Raw genomic sequence first — 25,258 nt, 5'->3', positions numbered from 1 at the left:
ACTACTCCGGAAACACCAGTTGAGGAACCAACAGAGCCAGAAGCTCCAGTTGAAGAGCCAACTACTCCGGAAACACCAGTTGAGGAACCAACAGAGCCAGAAGCTCCAGTTGAAGAGCCAACTACTCCGGAAACACCGGTTGAAGAACCAACAGAGTCAGAAACTCCAGTCGTGGATCCTAACACACCAGTCTCTACTACTCCAGATTCTTCAAATGAAGATTCCACAGTAGTAGTTAATCCTGTAGACAATGATTCTGAAACTCCTACTTCATCTAATGAAGAGCAAGTGAAAGAAACTAATACTACAGAGAACAACAACGGTGAAGTAACTAAACAAGACGACTCCAATGAAGTAACAGATGCTAAAACAACTGCTTCTGAAACTTCAAGCAGCAATTATACAGAGAAGACACTTCCGCAAACGGGCGATGATAATAAATCATCTCATAACACGTTAATCGGAATTATTCTTGTTACTGTAGCTGCAGCAGGAGCGATGTTGTTTGCTTCTAGAAAAACATTCTTGAAAAAATAACTAACCGAAAAAGGGAGAGACATTAGTCTTTCCCTTTTTTTACTATAGGGGGTCCTGAGATGAAGAAGTATATGAAATGGTTGGTATGGATAAGCATTATAACTCTGTTTCTAATAGGAGGATATAATATCTATCTTGGCCAACGGGCGAGTGATGAATATAAGGAACTCAACCGAGATAGTCATGATGCCCTGGAACAAGCTCTGAAAGAACCGCAGGCTGATCCAGTGGTCTTACTGCCCACAGAGAATAAAGATAATGATGAAGATGGTGGTAACTTAAAAAGTATCAAAGTTGTTGAAAATTCTACGTCAGGAATTGTAGCAATTCCTTCTTTGAAGATTGAGTTAGCTATATTCGAAGGAGCTTCAGATGAACATTTAAACAGAGGAGCTGCTACTGTAATTCCAGGAGACGTTATGGGAGAGGGAAATTACACACTCGCTGCTCACAACATGAAAGACAAATCATTGTTTTTTAGCCGCATAGAGCAGTTAGAAGACGGCGATGAAGTATACACCACTGATTCCAACAAAACTTATAAGTTTGTAGTTACCGAGAAGAGAACTATTCACGAAACAGAAGTAAGTATTTTAGACGATCGAGGTCATAACGAGATTACCCTTCTAACTTGTGAAAGTACTGATGATACTTACAGAACAGTTGTGATAGCTGAACTTGTTCAAACTGAAGGATTTAACCAAGATATGTGGGATAAATTAAACTCATAAGGAGCGCGTCATGAAGAATACAATACGATTTATGCTAATCATCTTATTATTTTCGTTTCTAGTAAAACCAATGGATAGTTTAGCAGCTGCTAGCTGTCAAATTACAATTGATTCATCGAAGAATACAAGTTATGCTACGGGTGCAAATGCTTCTGGGGTATGTAATGGGTTAATCGTTGGGTATTATGGTGACAACCACTTTATTATCTCAGGATTAATTCGTCAAGATATTAGCCACAGTGGTCAACAGTTTAATGTTGTAGTTCCGGGTCAATCTGAAGAGGTTAAACTCACAGTTTATACCAAGCTGACGAACACGAAACCAGAACCAAAACCCGAACCTAAGCCCGAGTCGAAACCTGAACCTAAGCCAGAGGTGAAGCCAGAACCCAAACCTGAGCCGAAACCTGAGCCGAAACCTGAACCGAAGGTAGAGAATAAAACAGAAAGTAACCCGAAATCAAATCAAGAAACCAAGCAACAGTCCCAGCCGGTAGCCGGATCAAATTCAACAAGTAATACAGAAGCAGATTCATCAGCTGCGAAATCAGATTCAAGTTCTGCATCCACATCAACTGAGAGATCAACTGATAGTGTAGCAAAAGCTTCTGATTCAACTAATGATGAGATTGACATCTCTACTAATGTAGGCACTGAAGAAAAGGCATCTAATAAAGATGAAAATAAAGAAGAGACAGCTTCTACTACAGATAAAGCATCTGACGATAAGGATACTGATAAAGAAAAAGAGAATAAAGAAGATAAAGACGTAGATGAAGATAAGCAGTTAAATGAATTCGCTGCTAGTGAAGCCAAAAATGATAAAGTAAAAAGTACCGAAGAGGACAAAGGAAGTAATAGTTTTTGGTGGATAGCTGCAGTTATTGTACTTGCAGTAATTGCGACAACAGCTGTACTTACTTGGAAAAGAAAAAAGAGAGTTAAATAGATTGCACCATTGCTTAAAAGGAAATAAAAATATAAAATAAAAGTAACTTAATAAGACAAGGCATAAGGCCTAAATAGACATGTTATACATGCCTATTTAGGCCTTTTTCTGTTTTAAGGAGGTTTTTTTATGATCAACAATCTTATATTACTTACTGTTAACGCGGAAGGTACTTAGCTATTCTTCTAGCACCATAGAAAGGAGGCGTTTCCTCTGAAAAAAATAATTCTAACTCTAATCTTGCTTATGTCATTCGTTATTGTTTTTACAGTTCATGATAATGAAGTGTATGCAGCAAACTCACCTTATGATGTAGAATCGAGTGTTAAAAACGGATGGATTAAAAACTATGGGGATAAGGCTATGCCAGCTACAAGTGGGAAATCTCTTGCTTATGATGTCTATTCTCATAAGTACACATCTGGAGGATTTCAGATTGTCAGTAAAGATTTCGGTAAAGGAAAACGTCAATATGTTAATTTCCAAGGATGGGCTGTTCTGTTCGGTCACAAGAAACATACAAAATCAAATCAAGAAACGTATATAGTTGCACAAGAAGTTGGGGGGAAGGACGTAAAAGTATATGGTACTCTTCAGAAAAATCTAAGTGCAACAGAAGACCTAGAGTACAACAATCAGGGGTCCGGTGTTTGGAATGAGTGTTCTGCAAATGCAACGAATAAGGATAATCAGTATGACTGTAACATGCGTTACGATGGTGTTGGGTTTGATGCATACCTTCCATTAGATGAGTTATTTCCGGATAATCGTAAGGAAAAGGATTGGGCACTATACATTGTGAAAAGAGTAGATAATCACATTGTCTATACCACATTGAACTTGCCTTTTAACTTTTCTAATCGAGAGTTCGCGGAAGGAGAAATATCACTATCAAGCGGTATTGATGCTAACAAATTAGAGATGATTGGAACGAATGTACTAAGAAGAACAGAACCACGCCAGAAAGCTAGTGCTTCCATCCGTGGTAAGTATTTCACTACAAATCGTACATACACTAGTGTGGATTCCGATGAAAGTCAAACAGCTGTATGGTATGCAGTGAATGCTCCTGAAGAAAACAATAAAAAGAGATGGGCAGCATCTGCTTACTGGTTTTTCTTAGGTAAGCAAGCAAGACTGTCCTATATTCCAAATGAACCTCCTTCGGCAAAGTTCAAATATAGCCCAAGTACCGTTTATAACGATACTCAGGTTAAGTTTACCGATCAATCGAGTGATCCCGAAAATGATAAGCTTACTTACAAATGGGAGTACACAAGACCAGACTTAAGTAGATACATATCGTTTTCTACTTCAAAGAATCCCACAAAAGTACTCGATGTTAAAGGTAAGTGGAAGATAAAACTTACAGTCTCTGATAAGTATAATAGTGATACTTATGAAAGGGAAATCGATGTAAAGAACAGACCACCAGAAGCGGGTTTTACGGCCAGACCAAACCCAACGACGCGACTGGAAACTGTGCAAATAAAGTCCAATGCTAGTGATACGGATAGAGACTCAATAACACATAAGTACGAAATTCGATTAAAGGGCAGCAGTTCTTGGACGAAACTTAGCGATGATAAGGATACATCATACAAGTTCCCTCAAGTGGGTACTTATGAGGTACGACAGACTGTAACTGATGTTGATGGTGCTTCTGATACAGAGGTTGTTACTGTGCAGGTTGATAACCTCAACCCAATTGCTGATTTTGATGCCACACCTAATCCGACAAACAGACTTACAACTGTTAACATTAAGAATAAATCGAGTGATCCAGAAGGTGATAAGCTAACTTATAAATATGAAATCAAGCTTCAAGGTACCGAGAATTGGTCCACTATAAGTACAGAAGCTGACCATTCATATAAGTTCCCTAAAGTTGGCACCTACGATGTAAGATTAACTGTGACAGATACAGAAGGAGATACGGATAGTATTACAAAGCAAGTGAAGATCGAAAATATTGCTCCTGAAGCAAACTTCACAATAAATCCAAACCCCGCCACTCGTATCGATTCAGTTAAATTCACTGATAAGTCGTCTGATGCAGAAAATGATAAGCTTACGTATCTCTATGAGTATCGTATAAAAGGAACAGAACAATGGACTAAGATGAGTACAGAAGCAAATCCTGCGTTCACTTTTAAAAGCGTTGACGAATACGAAGTAAGGTTAACTGTGACAGATGAACATGGCGCTAAGGATAGCGAAACTGAGACTGTTACAATTAAGAACAATCTTCCGGAATTAACAGTTACTTATACTCCATCAACAGTGTATGAAGGAGATAAAGTATCTATATGCTTGAAGCCTACCGACAAAGATAATGATCCATTAGACATCGAATTGAAGATGAAAAAAGGAAATGGAACTCTAGAATCTGTACTTCAAGAGAATGATATGAAGAGCGGTCAAAGCTCATGTTATACAATCGATAAGGTAGAAAAAGATGACTATACCTTTATTGGCATTGTAGATGATGGTTTTGACAAAGTGGAAGTTCCAGTTGTAATTGTAGTAAAAGCCTTAACTCTGGAAGGATTTGTAGAGCACACGGACAAATGGAATGAAATTCATCAGGAACTGGGCAACAAGCCTGAAGATTTCTATTCTGGTGAAGCATTCGTACTAAAAGCGAATACATCACCTTATCCTGTCACAAACATTGAGTCTAGGTTTAAAGGCTACCAGGAGAATAGCAGCCTATTCAGAAAAACTGTTAAAATGCAAATGGATACAGATACTGTAGCTAGCGGCGAATTGTATGAAGAAAACTTCTTGAAAGGATCTACAGCCTTGAGAGAAGGAGAAGCTACATTCGAATTTGTTGTTACCTATGCTAATGGTGTTGTAAAGACTGATACAGTTACAGTAAATATCATAGGAGACGTATATGATGTTCTGAAATTCCATAAAAGCTTCTAACTAGCAGCATTTCTACCATTTTAGGAGCGTTAAAAGTGCAAACCCGCTATTGTTTAATGTAATGGCGGGTTTCTTCTCTGAAAAAATATTGAATCTTTAGTACTAGTTATTCGTATACAAAGGGCAACATCCTACCACTTACAAAGGAGCTAGAAAACATGAGTGATATCCCGTTCACTAAACAAGAACTAATTGATGTAATTGCTTCTGCAGATGATACTATTGACAGCAGTGTTGTAGTGACTAAGGATGGCCAAGTCTTGGTTGTGTCACTTGATGAAGCGCAAGCGAACCCAGAAAATTATGCAGTGCGACATGAGACATTTGACGCTGGCAACGATTTCTTAGGCTCTAATGCAAGTGAAGATCCTGTTCATATCGAGAGGACTTTTTCAAGCCTAGTGTACGCTTGGGAGAAGCATAAAGCAACAGGACAATCATCTGTCTACGCTGATTGAATTTATATCAAATGGACTCTGCACCGTTTTGGTGTAGAGTCCATTTTGTTTCTGATTATTACCAATAAACAAATTAATAACTTCTGTTGCTTAGGAAAGTCAATAACAAATTGTACTATTTAACAATCAACCAGAACTTTATTTTCTATCTTTTGGAATAAAACTGTGATAAAATTACTACAAGTTGTAGATTAACACAAAAATATTCCTTTTAAGAAACCGGATGTAACTTATAGTCTGTAGAAGTACTTTTATGGGTATACTATCATTTGCTTATGGAAGAACTTGAAAAGGCGCTATATAAAGGCTTAGGCATTATTGTGAAGCAATTAAGGATACAAAAAGGCTTGTCTCAAGAAGAACTTGGAGCAATGTGTGGATTACATCGTACATATGTCAGTGACATAGAGCGCGGCCGGAGAAATGTTTCACTACTAAACATATATAGATTATCTGTTGCACTGGGCGTTCATATGTCGGAACTGCTGCGTTACAGGGTACTTACCGACGATAAGGATTTATAGGGAGCGAAGAAAGGTTGATGTATATGGGCACTTATGCAACCTGGAGCTACTAGTGCAACCGACCTTCTCTTTAGCTAAAAGAAGGTTATTTTTTTTTCAAAATTAAATTATGAAATCTTACAACGGTGCTATTAATTATGTATTACGATTAAATAAATCATATTAGGGGAATTAAAACATTTTAAAGGGAAGGTGTTCTCGTAATGTTAATTGGAGCAAATAAGCAAACCAGACTTCTGTATAAACGTACATACTTTATGTTAAATAAAGAGGAATATGTTGAATTAGTAACTTTGTCTAGCGAGATTAGAGATTCTGAACAAGATATATTAGAAGGTATGAAAGTTTATAAAACTGATTCAAGAGAACTTAAAATTAACGAATTGAATTCAAAAGTAAGTGAGTCACTAACAACAGAAAAAGTAATTGAACACGTTATCGAATTGGATCAAATTCAATTTGATGATTTAGCAAATAACAACTCTGATCTGTTTAATTATGGATTGAACTAACAATTATATCTCTGTTATAATTCAGCTATAAGATATTATCTTAATTTTTATTGCAATCGTATTGCGATTAGCTGTGTTTACAAATTAGAAAAGAGCCTTTGGGCTTGGTTTTTACATTAAAAAACCAAACCCAAAGGCTTTTTTTTATGCCTTTTAGGGGGTGATTCATGAGTTCATGTATTAATAACTAATATTAAGAGAGGATGCTTGTAATGAAAAAATGGGGCGAAAATGATGATATTTTCGTAATTACGGTGTTTATCAATCAAAGTATGAATGAAATTAAGAGGGGTTTAGCCGGTGTAAGCTATGATCAGCGAACTAAGAGTTATTTTGTGCAGGCTGATGATATAAGTTTTGAGATTTGTCCTTTCAACTCACAACCTAAGAATGGACTATCCGCGATTAGAGTGTACTCAAATGCGAGTGCTGAAGCAACTTCATATATATTTGATATGGTTCTAGGCTGGGCATCTCCTATAGTAACAGGTGTTGAATTACAGTATAAGGACCAAGACAAAGTAGATAGAATGTTGCGTGAGTTAGAGAAAAGCAATAAACACAAGACAATTGATCCAAGAGGTATGTTCTGTAAAGATGGAGCATATTTCGTAGTCGGTTTAAATCAAATGTTGATACAAAAAAGAGCCATTCCAGGAAAAAAACTCAAGGTATATGAAACCCTACAGCTCATAGAAGATTTAGGGAAACAGCTAGATATCAACGATGATTTGAGTCTGCTGACAATCTTGGATCAGAGTTATGCTTAAAAAATAGATTAGAGGCGGCTTTAAGAAAATTTTCTTAAGGCTATTTTTTATGGGAGGAAATTTAAGATGATTATAAAAAATTCAGAGTTACTTAATACAGGAGGCAGATGTATGGTGCTACACATTAGCGTAAGGGGCCATGCAGAGATAAAATCCATAACAATAAATGAAGAAGCAATTGTAGCTTGGAGTACACCTCAAGATCATATGATATTCGATTTAAATGATCTTATATGGGAGACAGACGATTGGATGGATTTACGTAATTATTTTGATGAAAAAACTTCAGCTGCAATACACCAGTTATGGAATGACAGTTGGAAATGGTATGACCACAAGAAAAACAAGAGTTTAGGAGATGAGATTTGATGGGAGACAAATTATATATCCTCGTGGACTTGCAGGATTTGGATGATCGTAGAGTATGCAGCTTGGAAGAAGCAAAGGATACTTTAATTAGTATTTGGAATAACTCTGAACCTGATAATGATGAAGACGAGGCGGAATTTGAAAATAACCTTAATGAGCACATAGCTAACATTAAAGCTGCTGATGCTGTGAAATTAGATGGCTACTTGCTTGGGATTGACCATTGTATTTGTAACAATGAAGAACAGTACCTGGAGTTAGTAAGGCAGAGGCAAGAAATGCTTCAGGAAGGAGTACTATAAATGAAAAAAATGACTGCAGCAGATATGATGCAAGAACTCGTTGAAAGCGGTATGTATATTCAGCTTAAAACAAAGAAGCGTCACCTCGAACAGATTAAAAATGTAGTTAAGGAAGAGTTGATAAATTCAGAAGTTAAAAGGCATGAATTTATAAAACAAGGTATGGTTGCAAAATTTGTACCTAAGCAAGTCAGTAAAATAGATACTGTTGCTCTTAATACTTATCTGAATGACTTAGGTTATTTGAAAGGTGTTGTTGAGCTTGATCACGCTCTTTTAAAAGACAACCTTTTTATGGCTGAACAATTAATGGATTATAAAGTTCCAGGCGATTGTACAGTCGTTCCTTATTTCAATAAGATAGGGAAGCAGCTACTTAAAAGCCCGATTACTATAAGCCAAGGAACAATAAAAGAGCATCTATTGAGCTTTAATATGATTAATAGAGAATATAAGCAACTAGAAGACAAATATGGATCCGTTAAACAAGAAATGCAATCGTGCTCCTTACTAAGAGAGCACCGCAAACTTTCATACAAATATGGTTCAGTTATCATAAAGGATAATAAGCCTAAATATGAGAATGAAGAGATATTTAAAGATTTCGGACCGGATGTATTAATTAATTATGGTATACCGAAAACTGAAAAACTAAATGATCTGATGTTAAAGGGGTCAATAAAGAAGAGTGACCTAGATCAGTTTAAGTATGTTGAGAATGTAAGAGTTGATTTTATGATTATGTCTTTAGAGGATGAAGAGAAAGTAAGGAAAGAATTAGCTTCGAGAATTAGCTAAAAATAAAAAGTAGCGAAGATTGATACATATCTTCGCTATTTTTTGTGCTCACAAAACTATTAGTAATCTATTGCTACAGATTATTAATAATTAGAGAGGTAGGAGAAGCCTGTTTTTATCAATGAATAAGAAATGAAAAGATCAAGAGAATGGTTAATATTTAATAAGAACATACTGATTCTAAGAATATCTTGTATGGATATTGTAAGTTTGAGACAATCAAATTAGTTTCTGTACATTTTGGTAATAGTGAAGAACTAGAGCATTTTTTTAACGATTTGTTCATGCTGGCCAAGGGGGCGAAGGTAGTGTTGAATTTTTTTGAACAACAAGAAAAAAGTAACTTGATTCCACTAGAAATAAATAAAAAAGATGAGTATTATTCAGATCTTTTTGAACTAAATAATTGTTTTGTAAGTAGAATTGATGTATTTCAGATAGCCAACTCTTTTCTAATGGAGTCTGTTCAACTGATTTCAAATGCAATAACATTATTTGAAATGGGGTATTTCGATAGTGCATATTATACCTTAAGACAATCTCTCGAGGTTGCACTAACAATGGTCTATCTGTCTGAACAAGACAATACGCGGCGAGATAAAGAGCTACTTAAGTGGAAGAATAAAAGTAGTTTCCCGATGTACAAGAAAATGGCAGATTTTTTGGAAAAACATAAAAAATTATTCTTAGATGTAAAAGAAAAAATGAGCGATTTCTTTAATGAAATAAATGAAACGAAAAAGCGACTAAATAAATATGTTCATAAGCAAGGATTCGATACCTTTTATGTTTCGAGAAATCACATCTTAAATAGAGGAAGAGATCAAACCACCGTCATTAAAGAATTTGAATCTTTCTTGGAACAGTGTATAGGAGCGATAGCAGTATTCAGATTATGCATAGATCCTATACCTATATTGTTGAGGGATGAAGAAATCTATTCTCGGACAGAGACATTAATGTCTGATGCCTTATCAATTGAGTTTATTGAAAGGTACATAGGCATTCAGAATATAGAAAACTATAAACAAACAATTATTTACAAAGATGCATATGACTCTTTTATCCAACTGGATAAAAGGCTACCTGCACAATTAGAAGTTACAAAGAACAGATACATTGATAGACATAAAATTAATGAAATCCTATCACAGTTCACTTTATTAAGAAAGCTTGAGTTACAAGCAATTGTAATTACTATGATGTCTGAGAAAGTCACAACAATTACGCTCTTTGACTTCCCAATTGAGTTTTTTACCACCAATACAAAGTCAGCTAGAGCAGGTTTTGGTTATGCTCCGGAAATATATTTGAAGTTAAGAGATAAAAATTCCCCTATAGTGAATTTCTCTATAGAAGGAGTATTTTTAAGTAAGATAAATGTAGGAAGCGATGACTTCCTATTAGAACATAATATAGAATTTAATCTAAAAGAATTTGAAGAGTTTCAGATTAATGCTAAGAACAAATTTGATGAATCATTCTTGCTCTATGAACTCGAAAAGTAGATTTGTTTTTTTGTTAGGTATAGTGATTCTCATTGTTAAAAATAAATATTCATAGTAAACTATATGTATTAAGTTATTTTTTATATTTTAAAGCAACCATTACTGGTTCGCGGTGATCTAATTAACCTTATTATGAAACGTAACGCGCTCTTTGGAGCTATTGTCTACACATTAGTGTATTTAATAGATTCTGAAGAGCGCTTTTTTGCGTTTTATATAAACTATCTTCAGAAAGGATGTTTTAAACATGGGAAGCAACACAGCAAAATCAAGTGCAACAGTAAGAAATAATGGCTTAGCAAGGATCGAACGGGTTATGAAGGCAAGAGCTCAAATTGAGTACATTTACAAAGGTGGCCAAAGAAAGTTCTATCGCTGTAAGACGCGTAATAAAAAAGAGGCGCTCCAGGAAGCATTGAAATTTATCTCAGCTTTAGAAAAGGTCCATCAAAAGAAAGTTATATGGAGATTTAAAGGTGAGACAGAATATCGTATAGGTGCCGCTGCAGAGAGACGTAGTATAAAAAATACAATCCAAAAATTCATCGAATTCTTTTTCGATGTAGATTGAGAGGAGCAATTAAAATGAAGAATACGGTGATTGAACAACCAGTCGAAATTAGAGGGGAAAAACCAAGGGTTATTCTAAACGGGATGGAGCCAATTGATAATATAATTGGTGAAACCGTGCTAAATATTTCAGGAATGACTGATAGGAATGAAGAAATTGAGATTAGTTACGTGTGTGGAGAAAAAGGTAATGAAAAACCCACTGTATCAGACTGGGAGATTAGATATGCTACTCTAATTGAATTAGGTGGTTATGTAACTCTTACGTTTAAAGGTGTGGCGTTTGATTATAAGTATGAACTAAACAAATCAGATTGTAGATGGTATTTAGTCAAGCAAGGTCCTGGACTAATACCTGTATTCGAGGAGGAATAATTATGTTAAATCGCGTAGTACTTGTTGGGAGATTAACCAAGGATCCGGAACTGCGTTATACACCAAATGGAGTGGCCGTAGCCAACTTTACATTAGCAGTTAATCGTCCTTTTTCTAATCAGTCAGGCGAGCGAGAAGCAGATTTCATTAATTGTGTGGTATGGAGACGTCCAGCTGAGAATCTGGCGAACTTCATGAGCAAAGGGAGTCTTGTTGGGGTTGATGGACGTGTCCAAACGAGAAGCTTTGATAATCAAGAAGGTAATCGGGTTTATGTAACAGAAATTGTTGCAGACAGCGTACAATTCCTCGAGACTAAAAGCGGCTCTCAAGGAGGCGGACAAAGTTCTTCTGGATATTCAAATCGGAACTCGAACACCAATAGTAACAATAACACTAATTATAATGACAACAACTATAATCGAAATAACGACCAGGATCCTTTCCGTGGTAAAGGTGAACCGATTGATATTTCTGATGATGATCTTCCGTTTTAATAAATTATGAGTAAAAAAGGTACTTCCTAATTAGGAGTACCTTTTTTTATGGAGGTAAAAGTATGTCCCACATAGGAAATAAATTAAGAGCCGGTTACTTTGCTACACCGGAATATCAAGGTGAACTTCTAATTAAGCTCTTAGAGATAAATTCAGGAGCTTCCTTCTTTGATCCAACCTGTGGTGAAGGGAAGATACTAAATCAATTAGCTGCTGCATTCCATACAGATGAAACACCGATTCTAACTTATGGTGTGGAATTAGATAACCGACGTGCAGCTGAAGCGGAGAAATTATTGTATAAGGCTAAAAATGCACCAATAGAAAGTATGGTCATTTCTAACAACATTTTTTCTCTCTTGTTACTCAATCCGCCTTACGATCACACGATTAAAGGTATCGGTGATGATAAAGCAGAGCGAAAAGAATGGACAGAGCTAGTAAGAAACAACAGATTCTTAAAAGAAAATGGATTGATTATATATATCATCCCAAGTTATCGATTTGCTGATAAGAAAATCTCTAGATATCTCGCATCAAACTTTGAAAATGTGGGTGTATTAAGGTTTTCAGACGAAGATTATGATGAATATAAACAATGTATATTTATTGGCAATAAAAAGAGAGGTAGTGTAAAGAAGACTAATAAGAAGCTACTTGGTTTCTTGCAGTCAATGGATGATGAGGAGTTCGTAGCCAGTCATGTCACATCGATTAGTACGCTGATTGGCAAACATAAATGGAATGTTCCTGGAGCTGCTACAGGCCCTTCAGTGTTCCATTCAAGGCTTGATGGTAAATCATCTTATTACGAAGAAATCAAAAACTCCAAGGGATTCGCGGCTTTTAAAGAACGCTCACGGCCTAAGCAACTTAGCATAGGCGGTAATCCTGCTTTGCCAATAAACCAAGGGCAGATGGCTCTTTTACTCGCTAGTGGTGCAATTAACGGTGAGATAGGGAAAGAAGAAAACTACCATCTAGTTCAAGGACTGGAGTTAGTAGAAAAAGTCACGTCCTCTGAAGAAAACACAAATGAAAATGGTTCGACTACAAAAACCACAAAAACAAGAACAAAGCGATCTGTATCAGTAAAAGTAATTACACCTGAAGGTATCGTAAAAAAACTAGTGTGATTAAATAAAGAGGAGAGAAGCAATTGCTTACTCTTCTTTTTTTATGGAAAAATTAAGATTAATAACCTTTATTTATGTTAAGTACACATAGAATACACAAGCTTTTATTATATTTTATTCGTTGTTTTAAATATTGGATTGGTTTTCTTGAGGAAAATGTACATGAATTACCAAATTCTCGAGTTGTGCAAGAGAGTTGTAAGTCTACTGTACATGGTAGCCCTAAGGAGCCTAATCTATCCATTTCAAGTTGGATGTTTGGATATTAAAAGTAAATTTAAAGAATTCCAATATCGTCCAATAGAAGGGAGGGAAAGGATGATGCGATTTAAAGTTTATATTACATTAGCTGCTTTGTTAGTCTTTTCTTCTGTTTTCTTAAAACTAGGTATAATTTCAGGAGATGATTCTGAGGAGAATCTAAGAGCAGAAGAATCCAATTTATCTTTGGATGTATTCCGTCACAATTTAAATAGTGCCGAAGCTGAACCAGTCAAGATTGCAGTACTTGATAGTGGCATTAGTGACCATCCAGATCTACAACAAAAGGTTGAGAAGCAATTTAATGCGATTAATACAGATAGCGCAGTCATCGATGATAATGGTCATGGAACAGCTGTTGCAGGCATAATTGCGTCTAATAAGACTGGGATAGGACAAAATGTGCAAATTTATGATGTGAAAGTTTTGGATTCTGAAGGCAAAGGAAATATTAAGGCCTTAGTTAAAGGATTAACATGGGCTAAGGAAAATAAAGTAGACATTATAAATATCAGCTCAGGAGTTCAAGAGGATTCACCAGATCTTTATCAAGTCGTAAAAGAGTGTATTGATAATGATATTCTCATAGTTGCTTCTGCAGGTAATACCATGGGTCTAAGTGTAGACTATCCAGCAAAGTATGATGAGGTCTTGTCGATAACTGCAGTTGATAAAGACTTTAAAAGGTTTAACTTAGCAGCCAAGGGTAAGATAGATTATTCTGCTCCTGGAGTAAATGTTTACACTACTACTGAAAATGGCATGTACGATTACGTCAGTGGAACTTCATTTGCTACAGCATATTTTACCGGGTTATTAAGTAATGTACTCTTAGAAGATGACTTAAAAAGTAAGAACGAATTTAATGACTATATTCGGCCTTATATAAAGGATCTTGGCCAGAAGGGTTATGACAAGGAATATGGTTTCGGAATTGTAACGAAAATTGAATAGTTAGGAGTTTTACTTTTGAAAAAATTAATTGCTAAACTACTAGTTTTTACCCTCCTATTATCAGCATTACCTCTAAATGTTTTTGCAGAATCTTCAACTTCTGAGGAACAGGAGCAATCCACCACTGCACAAGTAATTCAAAAAGAAGAAGTTAATCAAATTGCTGAGGAATTAAACGTAGATAATACAGATGATATTACTTTAACTGTACATGAAGAAGAAACTGAAACAACAGTTAATACAGAGATGAGTAGTTCTGACTTGTATGCCGCTGTGGATGTTGTTTACAATGAAGAACTAGATAGTATAGTTGTTAACACTGAAATTGAAATTGAACCGGGTAATCTTCAGGAAAAAAGCTACGATATAATTGTAGATGAAGCCAGTGAGGAAGCTTTAAAATTCACTCTAGTAGATAAAGAGACAGGGGAAATACATAATCTTGATTCCACTGAGGTCAATGCTTCTATAATTCCTGCTATTCCGATTTTAGTAGGATTCTTAGCTCGTTTTGGTATAAGCTGGATCGTCAAAAAGTTTGGGTCTAAAGCTGTAAAGAGTGCCGTGTCAGGACTTGCTAAACAAATTAAGAAAAAATCAGCTAGTAAAGCATCTACAGGTAGACAAACAGCGAATAATCTCGAAGAACAAATAGCTATGAAGAGTGTACTATCAAACCCACTTGAGGGTGCAAAACAGGTAGTTCCAGCGTCTAAAATGAACGATAAGCGTTGGCCAGGTAGCAAGGGCTGGGTTAAGATGCAACGTACATTTAAAGTTAAAGGAAAGAAAACCGTAACTATACACTTTAATTACAATAAGAAGAATGGTAAGTTTGATGACTTTAAATTTAAATAAGGTGGATAAATAATGGAAAAAGAGCTATTACAGATATTTGATAACTGGGAAGAGAAACTAGACCAGGATGAGTGGTATTTCAGAAATTCTTATGAAGAATTATTGGATGGCCTTTCAGCAGAGAGTGCTTATAACAGCATACCAGGTGTAGTAAATGTCTTACTAAAAATGCAAGATAGTTACTTACTAAATGAATCTATTGATTTTTTAGATGAATTGTACAATTATGCTGATACTACTGAGATTCATTCATATTTAAAAGATAATCTCAGTAGTATTGAAGAACATGTAAGTAGATTTGGTGATGATTATAGTAAATCTTCGCTTGCAAAATTCAAATCTACAATTAGATTAGCATAATATAAGCCCTTACTCATTAATTGAGTAAGGGCTTATATTTCTGATAAATCTCGTAAAATAAAACTTATCTAATTTTAATTCTAATACAAATAGGCTGTGATACATGATATTATTACTATAGTTGCATAAAAAAGGGACACCCCATGAATTCTAGCCTTTTAACTAAGGTCTATTTTTCATGGGGTTTTTCTCGTCCTTTTTTATAATAAAAAACCCACCATCGCTTAGCCGCAGCTGTCACTGCGTGGAGGCAGGTTTTCTTGGTTGTATTATCTAAATAAAATATATCACAGATATTTGTACCTCTTCAAGAAGAACCGAAGCTAAGCGTGTTGGATTCAGGAGGATGAAACATGAAAGAGAAAAAAACAGAAAGCAGCAAATTCCATTACTTCAGATACTACGATACGGGTAAAACTGAACCAGCTGCCAGAACGGTTAAAGGTAAAAAGCAAACTTACAATAAGAAAGTTACCGAGAAGGTATACTTCGACCCTCAAACCGTATTTAATTTCAATCTGGAAACTGTCACACCGTCGGTATCCGTTGATGACGGCGGGGGATTCACTCAATATCATAATTATCTGTGGTTATGGACTCCATTTATCGGAGGAATGGAAGTCTTTACATATATGGCTATACGTAAATATCTATTTGACTATCTAGATCGACATGGCCAGCCAGAAGAGTTTATAACTTTTCCCTCTTTAGAAGAGATATGTTATAGGATCGGAGTAAAGAGAGCGGCACTAAACGGTTATCTTGATTCACTTGAGAAATACGGCTTCTTATTTAGATTCTGGAAGTCAGTCGATGTTTTCGATAAGCATGGTAAGCCTAAAGGTATGCGTGATGCCGGAGTAGTATATGTCGTCCGGAAGAAAATTCCCTTATTGAGCGATGATTTAGCTGAACAATTAACAGTAGAGGACCGAAAATATCACGAACGTATAAAAGCACTTGTTGCCGAATCTTCCTCATTAATGATATCAACTGAGGATGACTATAAAGAAGAATACCAAAAACATCTCAAAGACCTTACTGACCATGGCATATTTAAAGTTAACAATGGCAGCAACCGGAATGTTTTTACGTTTGTTGAGAATGGAACGACAGTAGTGAAAAGTAAAGAAGATGTGATCAGGGAAATAACACAAAATGGTTTGAGGGAAGAAGATAAATTGATCTGGACAAAAATCTTAAATGCATTAAGGCATAAGGTATCTAAACCTTCATTTGACACTTGGCTTAAAGGGACAATTGGAAGGCAACTGGACTCCAAGGAGTTTGTAATCCTCGCACCAAATGAGTTTGCAAAGGATTGGCTTCAGACTAGTTATATACAAATGATAAGGGATACTTTCAAAGAGGAATTACAAATCGAAGCCAACATTAGCATAGAAGTATTCGATTCTAAGAAAGACGCACGATGACGAGTGTTAATACTTTATATATATAATTACATTTGTATTTTCTTTTGTACTCTCCTTCATTTTCTTATTTGTAACAATTAATTCAAGAAACAATATGGCTTCTATATTGGCTGCTGTATTCGGCTTATTAACACTATTAATCGGAGGAGCTTTAATTAATAATTTAATATAGCAATGTATAATCGACACTCCATAAGGGGTGTCGATTTCTTTTTTAGAGTTAGCTATCATTAATCTATAACCCTACATATAGATTAATGATAAGGGGGGAAATAGAATATCTATAGGTATGCAATCGATAAACTATATCCCTATTTTTCCACAAAAAACTGTGAACAACACAAAAAGTAATCGCTTATAGAAAATCTATACCCCCTATATAGAAATACCGTATAGGAGTATCAGCTATCATTTTTTGATATGGGGGGGATCATAAATTGATACCATAATAATAATCACTTATAAAAATAAAAAAGATTATAATAAAAGATAGATACAATTTAATTACCTAGAGATGAGGAAGAAGAATGGATAACTTTGAAATATTAAATGAGGTTCTAACTTTTGGTAAGAAAACTTTCCATGAATACAAGGAGAGTCACGATTATCGAGCTACTAAAGATAAGGTAGTGCTTGGTTTATTTAGAAAGATTATAGAATTGGCAGAAGGCGTTTATGTAACTAGTTTAGACGGTTTAAATGGACCTGCAAGCATAAATGTAAGAGGAATGATCGAAGCATATCTAGCATATCGATATATATTTGAAAAAGACTCATTGATCCAGAAGAGAACAGAAGCGTATGTTGTGGGTTATTATTTAACCCAAATTCAAGCATCGGAATTTAACTTTGATAGTTATGACGACAAAACAAAAAAACATATAGAAAAAAGCATTGAATATCTTAAAAAGCAACTCTCAAAGACCGAGTTTACAGACACCTATAATCTCTATAAAAAAGAAATTGAAAAACTTCCTGATTATAAAAAAAATCAAATACCAAAGTGGTATTCATTAGCCCGCGGCCCTAAATCTGTAAATGCACTCGCAAAGCATTTGGAAGATGATTCTGATCCTACAACAGCTAGACTTTATAGCTTTTTATCCTCAAGTGCGCACATGTATATGACTTTATCAGATTTTAATGGGGAAGGTGAAGATTGGATTATAAAAGATGTTAATCAACAACAAGTTATGATGGAAACATGGCTATTGCTCTCTAGAAGTTTGTTGCTTACCACGATCGAACATTTCATACAAAACAGAACCCCTAGTGGTATGAGTGAATATAACGACCTAATATCAAAGATTAAACCCCATATACGTTACTGATAACTCTTGTCGAATTCTACAATAACAGTTATAATGAGTGCATGTATTAAGTCGGTTATTATTAGTTAGCAATTCCTTCAGGGAATTAGCTGTTTATTGATTTAAATTAAATTTCTACAGCCTTTGTGGTTGATAGCTAGGTTTATTCCTACTATTAAACTCAAGGGCTGTTTTTTTATGTCCTTAGGGAGATCTACGAGAAACATGGTGTAAACCAGGCTTCTCGTTTTTCTATATATAAAACAAAAGAGAGAGGATGCTTTATATGAAATCATGGGAAAGCCAATCTAATTGGCGGCAAGTTAATCTTTCAGAAGTAGCAAGAATAAACAACGTAAGGAGTTTTAATTATGACACCAAATCAATTTGACTGGCTGAAGAGTCATCTACATCAGTTGGCGTCAGAAGATCAAAAAAGACTTCAAGAACTCGGAATTACAAAAGCTGTCCAAGCCGAAAAGCTGAAAATCCCTATTACGGATTTTGCTAATGTGATGGATGAAGCTTCTGAGATCGTAGACAAGTACATGAACAACTAAAAATGGAGGTGACTCCTATCGCTAGGGGATAGAGAGAAACCTCTGTCCTTTGGTGTATAGGTAATAGCATGAATCAAGTTCAATGGGATTTAGTAAATGAGAGTACAGATTCTCCAAAGATGATTGAGATATACATGGATCAGGCTTTGCAGGATGCATATTGTTACGCGCTTGCTGTTGAAGAGACTGAAAGCCAGGCGCAAGTGCCGCCTACTTTACTCTTTGCAATCATTTCCGGAAGCGATTCTACACTACAAGCAATGAAAGCAGCTGTTGATATAGGTAGCAATGGCCTTTACTTCGGACATGGTGTAAAAGGATTATCTCAGTTTTCTTTTGAAAAAGAGTTTCAATTTAGCTCAGAGAAAGGGAAATATGAGAAGTTTCCAATCACCCTTTCAAACGGAACTAAGGCTCTAGCTATAGTCCACGATAAAGTCTTATCAAATGAAGAATATATTCTTTCATTTGGGGATAATCCTGCAGAAGATCTTAGACAAATACTTGGCGGGGGACAATACGGATTACATATACTTCCTGAATGGAAAGATTGTGTGTATCAGGAATTGGTCCTAAACGATTATTTGGAGAGAGTAGACTTCTACAAGGATCCTGGATTATTTCAAGAAGGCTTTACATTGCTCAGACTAAGAATGGTAGAGCATGAAGCGGATGCTTTAATTTCAAAATTAATTAAAGCAGGAAAGCTGCAGTTTCCAAAGCATGGTAAAGGCGAGAACTTACATGATGTAGTGGATCTCAATAGCTATATGACCAACTACGTGGATGACATGATTGAGAAGATTTCTGCTCAAGTTTTGCCTATTCACAACCCTATGACAGATGGAGTATCAGAGCATTTCAGCAGTTATAAGCGAGAGTTGTTTCCGGTCCAAGCCCATGTTTCTACAGCAATTGCAAAGCGGTTGAAACATGAAGATAATTTCATCATTCAAGGTGAAATGTCCACCGGTAAGACTACTATGCTTGCTGCTATCGCGGATGCTTTTCATAAAAATAAAGGTCAAAAAGGTTATTTTTGTTGTGTAATGGTTCCGCCATCTCTCACAAAGAAATGGCCAGAGGAGATAAAAGAAATCATTCCAGGAGCAATCGTTCACGTTATCACTAAGACGGAATCGTTAATAAGGTACCATTCAGAGTGGATACGGAGCGGAAAAGTGAAACCTGTTAGACCTACCTTCTTTGTCATCAGTTTTACTACGATGAGAGGGGATTCAGCTTATGTACCTGCGGTAGACTTCCAGGATAACAAGATAAACAAGTATGGATACTATTGCCCAGATTGTGGCCATCCTCACCAGGTAGTTGAGTCGACTGATACACAACTTAATGAAAGCGGCAGCGAGGAAATAGTAAAAGTAAAAAGAGACATGGCAGAAAATGAGTTTGGAACATCAAGGAGAGTCGCGGATAGCAAGATGCCAGCAAATGCTTTTTGCTCTGAATGTGGAGGAAGCTTATGGACTAAGAGTGTCCCTAATCGGTATGCCTCGTTTAAAGAATGGGCCGCATTTGAAAAAGAAATAATAGCAGCTATCTCAAACGATAATCCACGATTAGCAAGACATTTATTGGACAATCAAAAGGAGACCCCAAAAAGGAAAGGACTACCTCGCAAGATAGCAACAATTGAGTATATCAGAAGAAAGATGAAAAACTTCTTCGATATATCCCTTGTAGATGAGATTCATGAGCTAAAGAGCGGAATGTCCGCACAAGGCAATTGTCTAGGATCACTTGTTGCATGCAGTAAGAAGGTAGTCGGAGGTACAGGAACACTTTTCGGTGGAAAAGCGGAAGATGTATATTACTTGTTATGGCGATTATTCCCTAATGTTATGGTTAAGAACGGTTATAAATTTAATGACGTTCGAAAGTGGAATGAGGAGTTTGGAAATATCGAAACTACCACCATTACTACAACAGACAAAGGTGAATACTCAAACAAACAAAGCCGCGGCGGTACGAAGAAATCTGAAAAAGTGTTACCAGGTATCTCTCCATTTCTCTTTGGTAAATTCCTTGTTCAAAATAGTGCTCTTGTCAGATTAGTTGATGTGTGGCCTGATCCGGTAGAGTTGGTGAATGTTCCAACAATACTTGTTGAGATGGACCCACCGCTAGCCGAAAACTACAATGCTATGACTTCTCATTTTGAGAACCTAATTCATTCAAGACAAGACGGGAAAAAACTATATCTTCCACTTACGAACACTGGTATTTCTTATCCGGATAATCCCTTCACTTATCCAGACGTTTTATATAAAAACGATTTAGGCGAAAGGGAAATTATATGGCAGCCTCTTCACATTCCAGAGAACTTGACTCTAAACAAAGAGAAAAAGTTACAAGAACTGGTACAAGGTGAGATGGAACAAGGCAGAAAATCCATAATATATGTTCGCGATACCGGTTCCTCAGTTGAAGGAAGAGATGTGAGACCACGATTGAAGACGATTCTCCAAAAAATTGGCGCCAAGGTCGACATACTTGATACTAGCTCAACCTCAACCAATAACCGAAGTGAATGGTTAAAAAATAAGGTTGAGAATGAGGATCATGATTGTATAATCGTTTCACAAGAACTAGTTAAAGTAGGATTAGATTGTGCGACAAGAAGTTGCTAATTAATAGTGCTTCAATAAGAAGTCACCTTAGTCATTAAAGGTGTTCCCGCCCGAAACTGCTTTCCGAGTAATCGGATCGTTGGGTTGCATGAGGGTTAAATGCTTAATGGAGGAATTTACGCAGAATTCCAAAAGAGCTAGGGAAAGTTAGGAAGGTATAAGCGAAAGCTGAATCTTTGTAGTCTTCGTTACCTACAACAAGCGTACTGTGGTTGTTAAAGCTTGTAGATGTGGATAAGAAAAGTTCTACAGTCGAGGAACTGTGCAATGACCTATAAATCCACCGGAGTAAAGAAGGATGCCTAACTTAACGTATCTATTATTAGTGAAACTTGGTAAGCCCTATACATTCCTCTCATCAGAGGTAGGGGGACCGTAAGGAAACTACAATATGTAGAGGGTAGAGGAACGTGGAAAAAGCGAATGCCGACATAACGAAAGTTAAGGTGAAAGCTCATTAGTATAAGCCGTCGGATAGGACAATACCCAAATCGAAAGATTGCTGACTTCCATGTGGTCATCAACATGTATAGAAAGCGGAAAGAATAATCCTTAAAAGAGAGGGAGATATGTTATGAAAACCAACAATCATGTTGCGTCGGCTGTTTCCCCACTAGTGGATAACTGGCACTCAATTAATTGGGTCCAAGTTAATCGCTACGTAAGGAAACTTCAACAACGAATCTATCGTGCCGAACAACTTAAACAAACAAGAAAAGTAAGGAAATTACAAAGACTTCTTCTTAGAAGCAAGGCGAATTTACTACTTAGTATTAGACGAGTAACGCAAGAAAATAAAGGCAAAACCACTGCTGGAATTGATGGATATATTTCGAACACTCCAATAGAGCGAGTTGAACTATTTAACAAACTTAAAGGATACAGTGTAAGAAATATTAAAGTCAAACCTGCAAGAAGAGTATATATTCCCAAAAAGAATGGAAAGAAACGTCCGTTAGGCATTCCTGTAATCATTGACAGGGTGTATCAAAATGTATTCAAAAATGCTTTAGAACCACAATGGGAAGCTAAATTTGAAATGACATCATACGGATTCCGAGCTAAACGTGGCGCACATGATGCTATAGCAGACCTCTACAATAAGTTGAATAGAGGAAGCTTAAAAGGATGGATATTCGAAGGTGATTTTGAAGGATGCTTTGACAATCTCAACCACGATTTCATTATGAAGCGAATTAATAATTTCCCTGACAATGAAATAGTGAAGAAATGGTTAGAAAGTGGATACGTTGATAATGATGCATTCCATTCAACAAATATAGGAACACCACAAGGCGGCATAATCTCACCGTTATTAGCAAATATAGCATTACATGGAATGGAAAAAGAAATTGGAGTGAGATACTTCAATACAACTAGACAAGGTTACACATTGTATCCCGATTCGGTTGGTGTTGTCAGATATGCAGATGATTTTGTTGTTGTATGCCCTACGGAAGAACAAGCCCGTGGCATGTACGAGAAATTACAACCATATCTAGATAAACGTGGTCTGAAACTAGCACAAGAGAAAACAAGAGTTGTTCATATTAGTGAAGGATTCGACTTCCTTGGATTTAATCTTAGAAAATACCCAACTAAAGAAGGAAATCAATTATTCATCAAACCATCTAATGAAAGTGTTAAAAACGCTAAGCGGAAAATCAAAGAAGTATTTGACTGGGGTAAAGGCATAGAAACAGTAAAACTGATTGAAAAGCTTAATCGAGTGATACAGGGAATTGCAAACTATTGGTCGCCAACGGTAGCCAAAGTGATCTTCAGAGACATTGATACTTATGTCAATGAAAGAGTGCTAATTTACTTGAGACACAGACACAATAGAACTTCAATCAAAAAACTGATGGAAATGTACCTTAAACCAGACCAGACAGGTGTAAGCAAAGATAAATGGCTATTAACGTGTCCAAATGACAATTCCAAACAGCTCATTCGTATGAGTTGGACTAAAATTGAAAGACACATAAAGATTAAGCAGCACAACAGCCCATTCGATGCTTCACTTAAAGCTTACTTTGAAAAACGAGATGAAAAGATATTCGACAGGGAAAATACTAATTCAAGAAGAAAACTTGCGAAAAAGTGTAATTACAAATGCAGGGTTTGCGGAGAGTCCTTACAAGGAGACGAACCTATTGAAACTAATCATACTGTGCCTGTAGTAATCGGAGGGAAAGATTCTTATGATAACTTTGAATTATTACACAAATCATGTCACAAATCACATCATGTACTTCTAGAAAAATACGGTGGCGGTAAAACTTTACCAAAAGTTGTAGAGTATCTGAAAAGCAATGGGATTAAAAACGTGAATTCTAAAAAGGCAATCAATCTTATGAAAAAGGCTTTCAAGAAGTTTAAGTATTAAGTTGTTTTGGGCGAAAGGTGGCTTGAGCCGTATGTGCTGAAAGGTACAAGTACGGTTCTTAGGGGGGAAAGAGGTGGTAACACCTCCGACCTACCCGACTACTTTGTACACCTACTATTATCTTTTATCAGTTCAGTTGGTCCTTATTTACTGTCAATCAAGCTTCTCGAAGAGCATGGAGAATTGGACAATCAGAAGAATGCCGGCTTTATTACTTAGCTTATGAGCATTGTTATCAAGAACAAATGGCACAGCTTATAGCCATGAAAAATAAAGCAGCTGGAGCCATCAATGGTGAAGTTTCCTCTGATGGACTCAATGCAATGCTTGGTGATGATGGTGATCTTCAAAGCATGCTTATTAAATCGATTAAAGATGGACGGAATCTTAAAGGATCTACTGAAGAATGGGTTGAGCAATCTTCAGAGAGAGCAAGAGAAATCTTATCCGGAATCGGAAAGAAGCCATCGGTGAAGCAACAATTCATCCAATGGACAAGACGGACCATAAAGACTGAATCAACGAGAAATGTACTTATTAAACGAGTGAATCAAATAGTAACAAGTATCGAGAGTGGGGAATTAGATGGTTTCAGTGTTCATAAAGAGGTTCTATCGGTGGATCTAATCCATGCATTCGGTTTCAGAAATGTACCAGATGCTACCGTACTTTCTCATCTGGTTGAACCAGAGAGAAAATTGCCTGCAGCTGTGAAGCATGAATCAAACACTACCTTAAAAGTCTCGAGCAAGAAAAGTAAAGGTAAGAAGAAAAACAGAATAGCGGATGGACAATATGAATTGGACTTGTTCGCTTTATGATGGAGGTAAATAAATGTATGTTCCTTTGCAAGAATTAATGATAGTCCTCTATTTATTAGTAGAACATTACGTGTATGAGCGTAGAATGACACTAATGTTCTATAGTGACAGCAAGTTCTTTGAGGCGGTTAACGCTCTAGAGGTAACTGAAGAGAGTATCGAACCAGAAGAGCTGACGTTGGAGTTAAATAATCGTGTTGAAGTACCTCCAGTAGAAGTTTCTAAATTGGACGATAATGCCAATGACTTACTGAGGGAGATCGCAGAAGAAGTATCTGGTTATGACGAAGAACATATGCCTCCTTACAATATATATGAAGAGGATGGACAGATGTACATTGAAGAAGAAGTACTTGAGCCGCAAGAAATAAGTAACCATATAGATTCTGCTAAGAACATACCTACTCCAGTTATGGAACAATGGACTGTCAGGTTAACCAGTATAGATGGTTCATCGATTCAAGTCTACGATGGTAACTATCATTGGTTAAACATCACAGCTAAGAAAGCGCGTAGGTTAGAGGAAGATTCAATTCTGCTTCTATTTGTCACAAAGGAAGAAGAAGAAATACTTGTGCACCAAATAATGGTGTTAGAGCAATCTATCAATGAAGACTACGCTATTCCTGATGAAGATATAAGGTACAGCAGCGGAGAAGCAATTTAATTATGGGAGGCATTTCGCCTCCTT

The 25,258-nt window shown here is 36.3% G+C and carries 26 protein-coding genes and 1 riboswitch; all 26 genes read left to right on the top strand.

What is annotated here, in order from left to right; genetic code table 11:
• Window positions 1–537: LPXTG cell wall anchor domain-containing protein (locus ACH6C1_RS17540; protein WP_374079396.1), on the top strand; the 537-nt coding region annotated here is incomplete at its 5' end.
• Between the two features lie 59 nt (window positions 538–596).
• The gene (locus tag ACH6C1_RS17535) at window positions 597–1,268 is read left to right on the top strand and encodes a sortase (RefSeq protein ID WP_374079394.1); all 672 of its coding nucleotides are present in this window, start codon (window positions 597–599) and stop codon (window positions 1,266–1,268) included.
• 10 nt (window positions 1,269–1,278) lie between these two features.
• Window positions 1,279–2,217, top strand: coding sequence for a hypothetical protein (locus tag ACH6C1_RS17530; RefSeq protein ID WP_374079391.1), 939 nt, complete (start codon window positions 1,279–1,281; stop codon window positions 2,215–2,217).
• 363 nt (window positions 2,218–2,580) lie between these two features.
• Window positions 2,581–5,151, top strand: a complete 2,571-nt coding sequence (locus ACH6C1_RS17525; RefSeq protein ID WP_374079388.1) for a PKD domain-containing protein — start codon at window positions 2,581–2,583, stop codon at window positions 5,149–5,151.
• A gap of 158 nt (window positions 5,152–5,309) precedes the next feature.
• On the top strand, window positions 5,310–5,609 hold the full coding sequence (locus tag ACH6C1_RS17520) for a hypothetical protein (RefSeq protein ID WP_374079385.1): 300 nt from the start codon (window positions 5,310–5,312) through the stop codon (window positions 5,607–5,609).
• A 275-nt stretch (window positions 5,610–5,884) separates the two neighbouring features.
• On the top strand, window positions 5,885–6,133 hold the full coding sequence (locus tag ACH6C1_RS17515; RefSeq protein ID WP_217324322.1) for a helix-turn-helix domain-containing protein: 249 nt from the start codon (window positions 5,885–5,887) through the stop codon (window positions 6,131–6,133).
• Window positions 6,124–6,206, top strand: a riboswitch (cyclic di-GMP riboswitch). Its footprint overlaps the gene before it by 10 nt.
• A gap of 130 nt (window positions 6,207–6,336) precedes the next feature.
• Entirely contained in the window at window positions 6,337–6,645 is a 309-nt protein-coding gene (locus tag ACH6C1_RS17510) for a hypothetical protein (protein ID WP_374079383.1), read from the top strand.
• Between the two features lie 212 nt (window positions 6,646–6,857).
• On the top strand, window positions 6,858–7,415 hold the full coding sequence (locus tag ACH6C1_RS17505) for a hypothetical protein (RefSeq protein WP_374079380.1): 558 nt from the start codon (window positions 6,858–6,860) through the stop codon (window positions 7,413–7,415).
• A 66-nt stretch (window positions 7,416–7,481) separates the two neighbouring features.
• Window positions 7,482–7,784 (top strand): hypothetical protein, encoded by a 303-nt coding sequence (locus tag ACH6C1_RS17500; protein ID WP_374079378.1) that lies wholly within the window; start codon window positions 7,482–7,484, stop codon window positions 7,782–7,784.
• On the top strand, window positions 7,784–8,086 hold the full coding sequence (locus tag ACH6C1_RS17495; protein WP_374079376.1) for a hypothetical protein: 303 nt from the start codon (window positions 7,784–7,786) through the stop codon (window positions 8,084–8,086). The genes ACH6C1_RS17500 and ACH6C1_RS17495 overlap by 1 nt, the downstream gene beginning before the upstream one ends.
• Window positions 8,087–8,884, top strand: coding sequence for a hypothetical protein (locus ACH6C1_RS17490; RefSeq protein WP_374079373.1), 798 nt, complete (start codon window positions 8,087–8,089; stop codon window positions 8,882–8,884).
• A 308-nt stretch (window positions 8,885–9,192) separates the two neighbouring features.
• Window positions 9,193–10,392 (top strand): DUF5677 domain-containing protein, encoded by a 1,200-nt coding sequence (locus tag ACH6C1_RS17485; protein ID WP_374079370.1) that lies wholly within the window; start codon window positions 9,193–9,195, stop codon window positions 10,390–10,392.
• A gap of 247 nt (window positions 10,393–10,639) precedes the next feature.
• On the top strand, window positions 10,640–10,963 hold the full coding sequence (locus ACH6C1_RS17480; protein WP_374079367.1) for a DUF6018 family natural product bioysynthesis protein: 324 nt from the start codon (window positions 10,640–10,642) through the stop codon (window positions 10,961–10,963).
• A gap of 14 nt (window positions 10,964–10,977) precedes the next feature.
• Complete coding sequence (locus ACH6C1_RS17475) at window positions 10,978–11,337, top strand: hypothetical protein (RefSeq protein WP_374079364.1); 360 nt, start codon at window positions 10,978–10,980, stop codon at window positions 11,335–11,337.
• A 2-nt stretch (window positions 11,338–11,339) separates the two neighbouring features.
• Entirely contained in the window at window positions 11,340–11,834 is a 495-nt protein-coding gene (ssb, locus tag ACH6C1_RS17470) for a single-stranded DNA-binding protein (protein WP_374079362.1), read from the top strand.
• Between the two features lie 62 nt (window positions 11,835–11,896).
• Complete coding sequence (locus ACH6C1_RS17465; RefSeq protein ID WP_374079360.1) at window positions 11,897–12,970, top strand: DUF6094 domain-containing protein; 1,074 nt, start codon at window positions 11,897–11,899, stop codon at window positions 12,968–12,970.
• A gap of 318 nt (window positions 12,971–13,288) precedes the next feature.
• Window positions 13,289–14,185 (top strand): S8 family serine peptidase, encoded by an 897-nt coding sequence (locus tag ACH6C1_RS17460; RefSeq protein WP_374079358.1) that lies wholly within the window; start codon window positions 13,289–13,291, stop codon window positions 14,183–14,185.
• 15 nt (window positions 14,186–14,200) lie between these two features.
• Entirely contained in the window at window positions 14,201–15,043 is an 843-nt protein-coding gene (locus ACH6C1_RS17455) for an SAR2788 family putative toxin (protein WP_374079356.1), read from the top strand.
• A 12-nt stretch (window positions 15,044–15,055) separates the two neighbouring features.
• A complete protein-coding gene (locus ACH6C1_RS17450) occupies window positions 15,056–15,403 on the top strand; it encodes an ABC transporter (protein ID WP_374079354.1) in 348 nt (115 codons plus the stop codon).
• A 353-nt stretch (window positions 15,404–15,756) separates the two neighbouring features.
• Complete coding sequence (locus ACH6C1_RS17445; protein ID WP_374079352.1) at window positions 15,757–16,836, top strand: DnaA N-terminal domain-containing protein; 1,080 nt, start codon at window positions 15,757–15,759, stop codon at window positions 16,834–16,836.
• A gap of 527 nt (window positions 16,837–17,363) precedes the next feature.
• Window positions 17,364–18,167 (top strand): DUF5677 domain-containing protein, encoded by an 804-nt coding sequence (locus ACH6C1_RS17440; RefSeq protein ID WP_374079350.1) that lies wholly within the window; start codon window positions 17,364–17,366, stop codon window positions 18,165–18,167.
• Window positions 18,168–18,517: 350 nt separating this feature from the next.
• Window positions 18,518–18,706 (top strand): hypothetical protein, encoded by a 189-nt coding sequence (locus ACH6C1_RS17435; protein ID WP_374079347.1) that lies wholly within the window; start codon window positions 18,518–18,520, stop codon window positions 18,704–18,706.
• A 68-nt stretch (window positions 18,707–18,774) separates the two neighbouring features.
• Window positions 18,775–21,357, top strand: coding sequence for a DEAD/DEAH box helicase family protein (locus ACH6C1_RS17430; RefSeq protein WP_374079344.1), 2,583 nt, complete (start codon window positions 18,775–18,777; stop codon window positions 21,355–21,357).
• 574 nt (window positions 21,358–21,931) lie between these two features.
• Window positions 21,932–23,746, top strand: coding sequence for a group II intron reverse transcriptase/maturase (gene ltrA, locus ACH6C1_RS17425; protein ID WP_374079342.1), 1,815 nt, complete (start codon window positions 21,932–21,934; stop codon window positions 23,744–23,746).
• A gap of 245 nt (window positions 23,747–23,991) precedes the next feature.
• Window positions 23,992–24,567: a hypothetical protein gene (locus ACH6C1_RS17420; RefSeq protein ID WP_374079340.1), complete on the top strand. Its 576-nt coding sequence runs from the start codon at window positions 23,992–23,994 to the stop codon at window positions 24,565–24,567.
• A gap of 85 nt (window positions 24,568–24,652) precedes the next feature.
• Window positions 24,653–25,234 (top strand): hypothetical protein, encoded by a 582-nt coding sequence (locus ACH6C1_RS17415; RefSeq protein ID WP_374079337.1) that lies wholly within the window; start codon window positions 24,653–24,655, stop codon window positions 25,232–25,234.
• Window positions 25,235–25,258: the final 24 nt, after the last annotated feature.

Source organism: Terribacillus sp. JSM ZJ617, from assembly GCF_044383785.1.
GTDB lineage: Bacteria > Bacillota > Bacilli > Bacillales > Amphibacillaceae > Terribacillus.
Note: the sequence above shows the minus strand (reverse complement) of the source record. Positions and strands in the feature narration are given on the sequence as shown.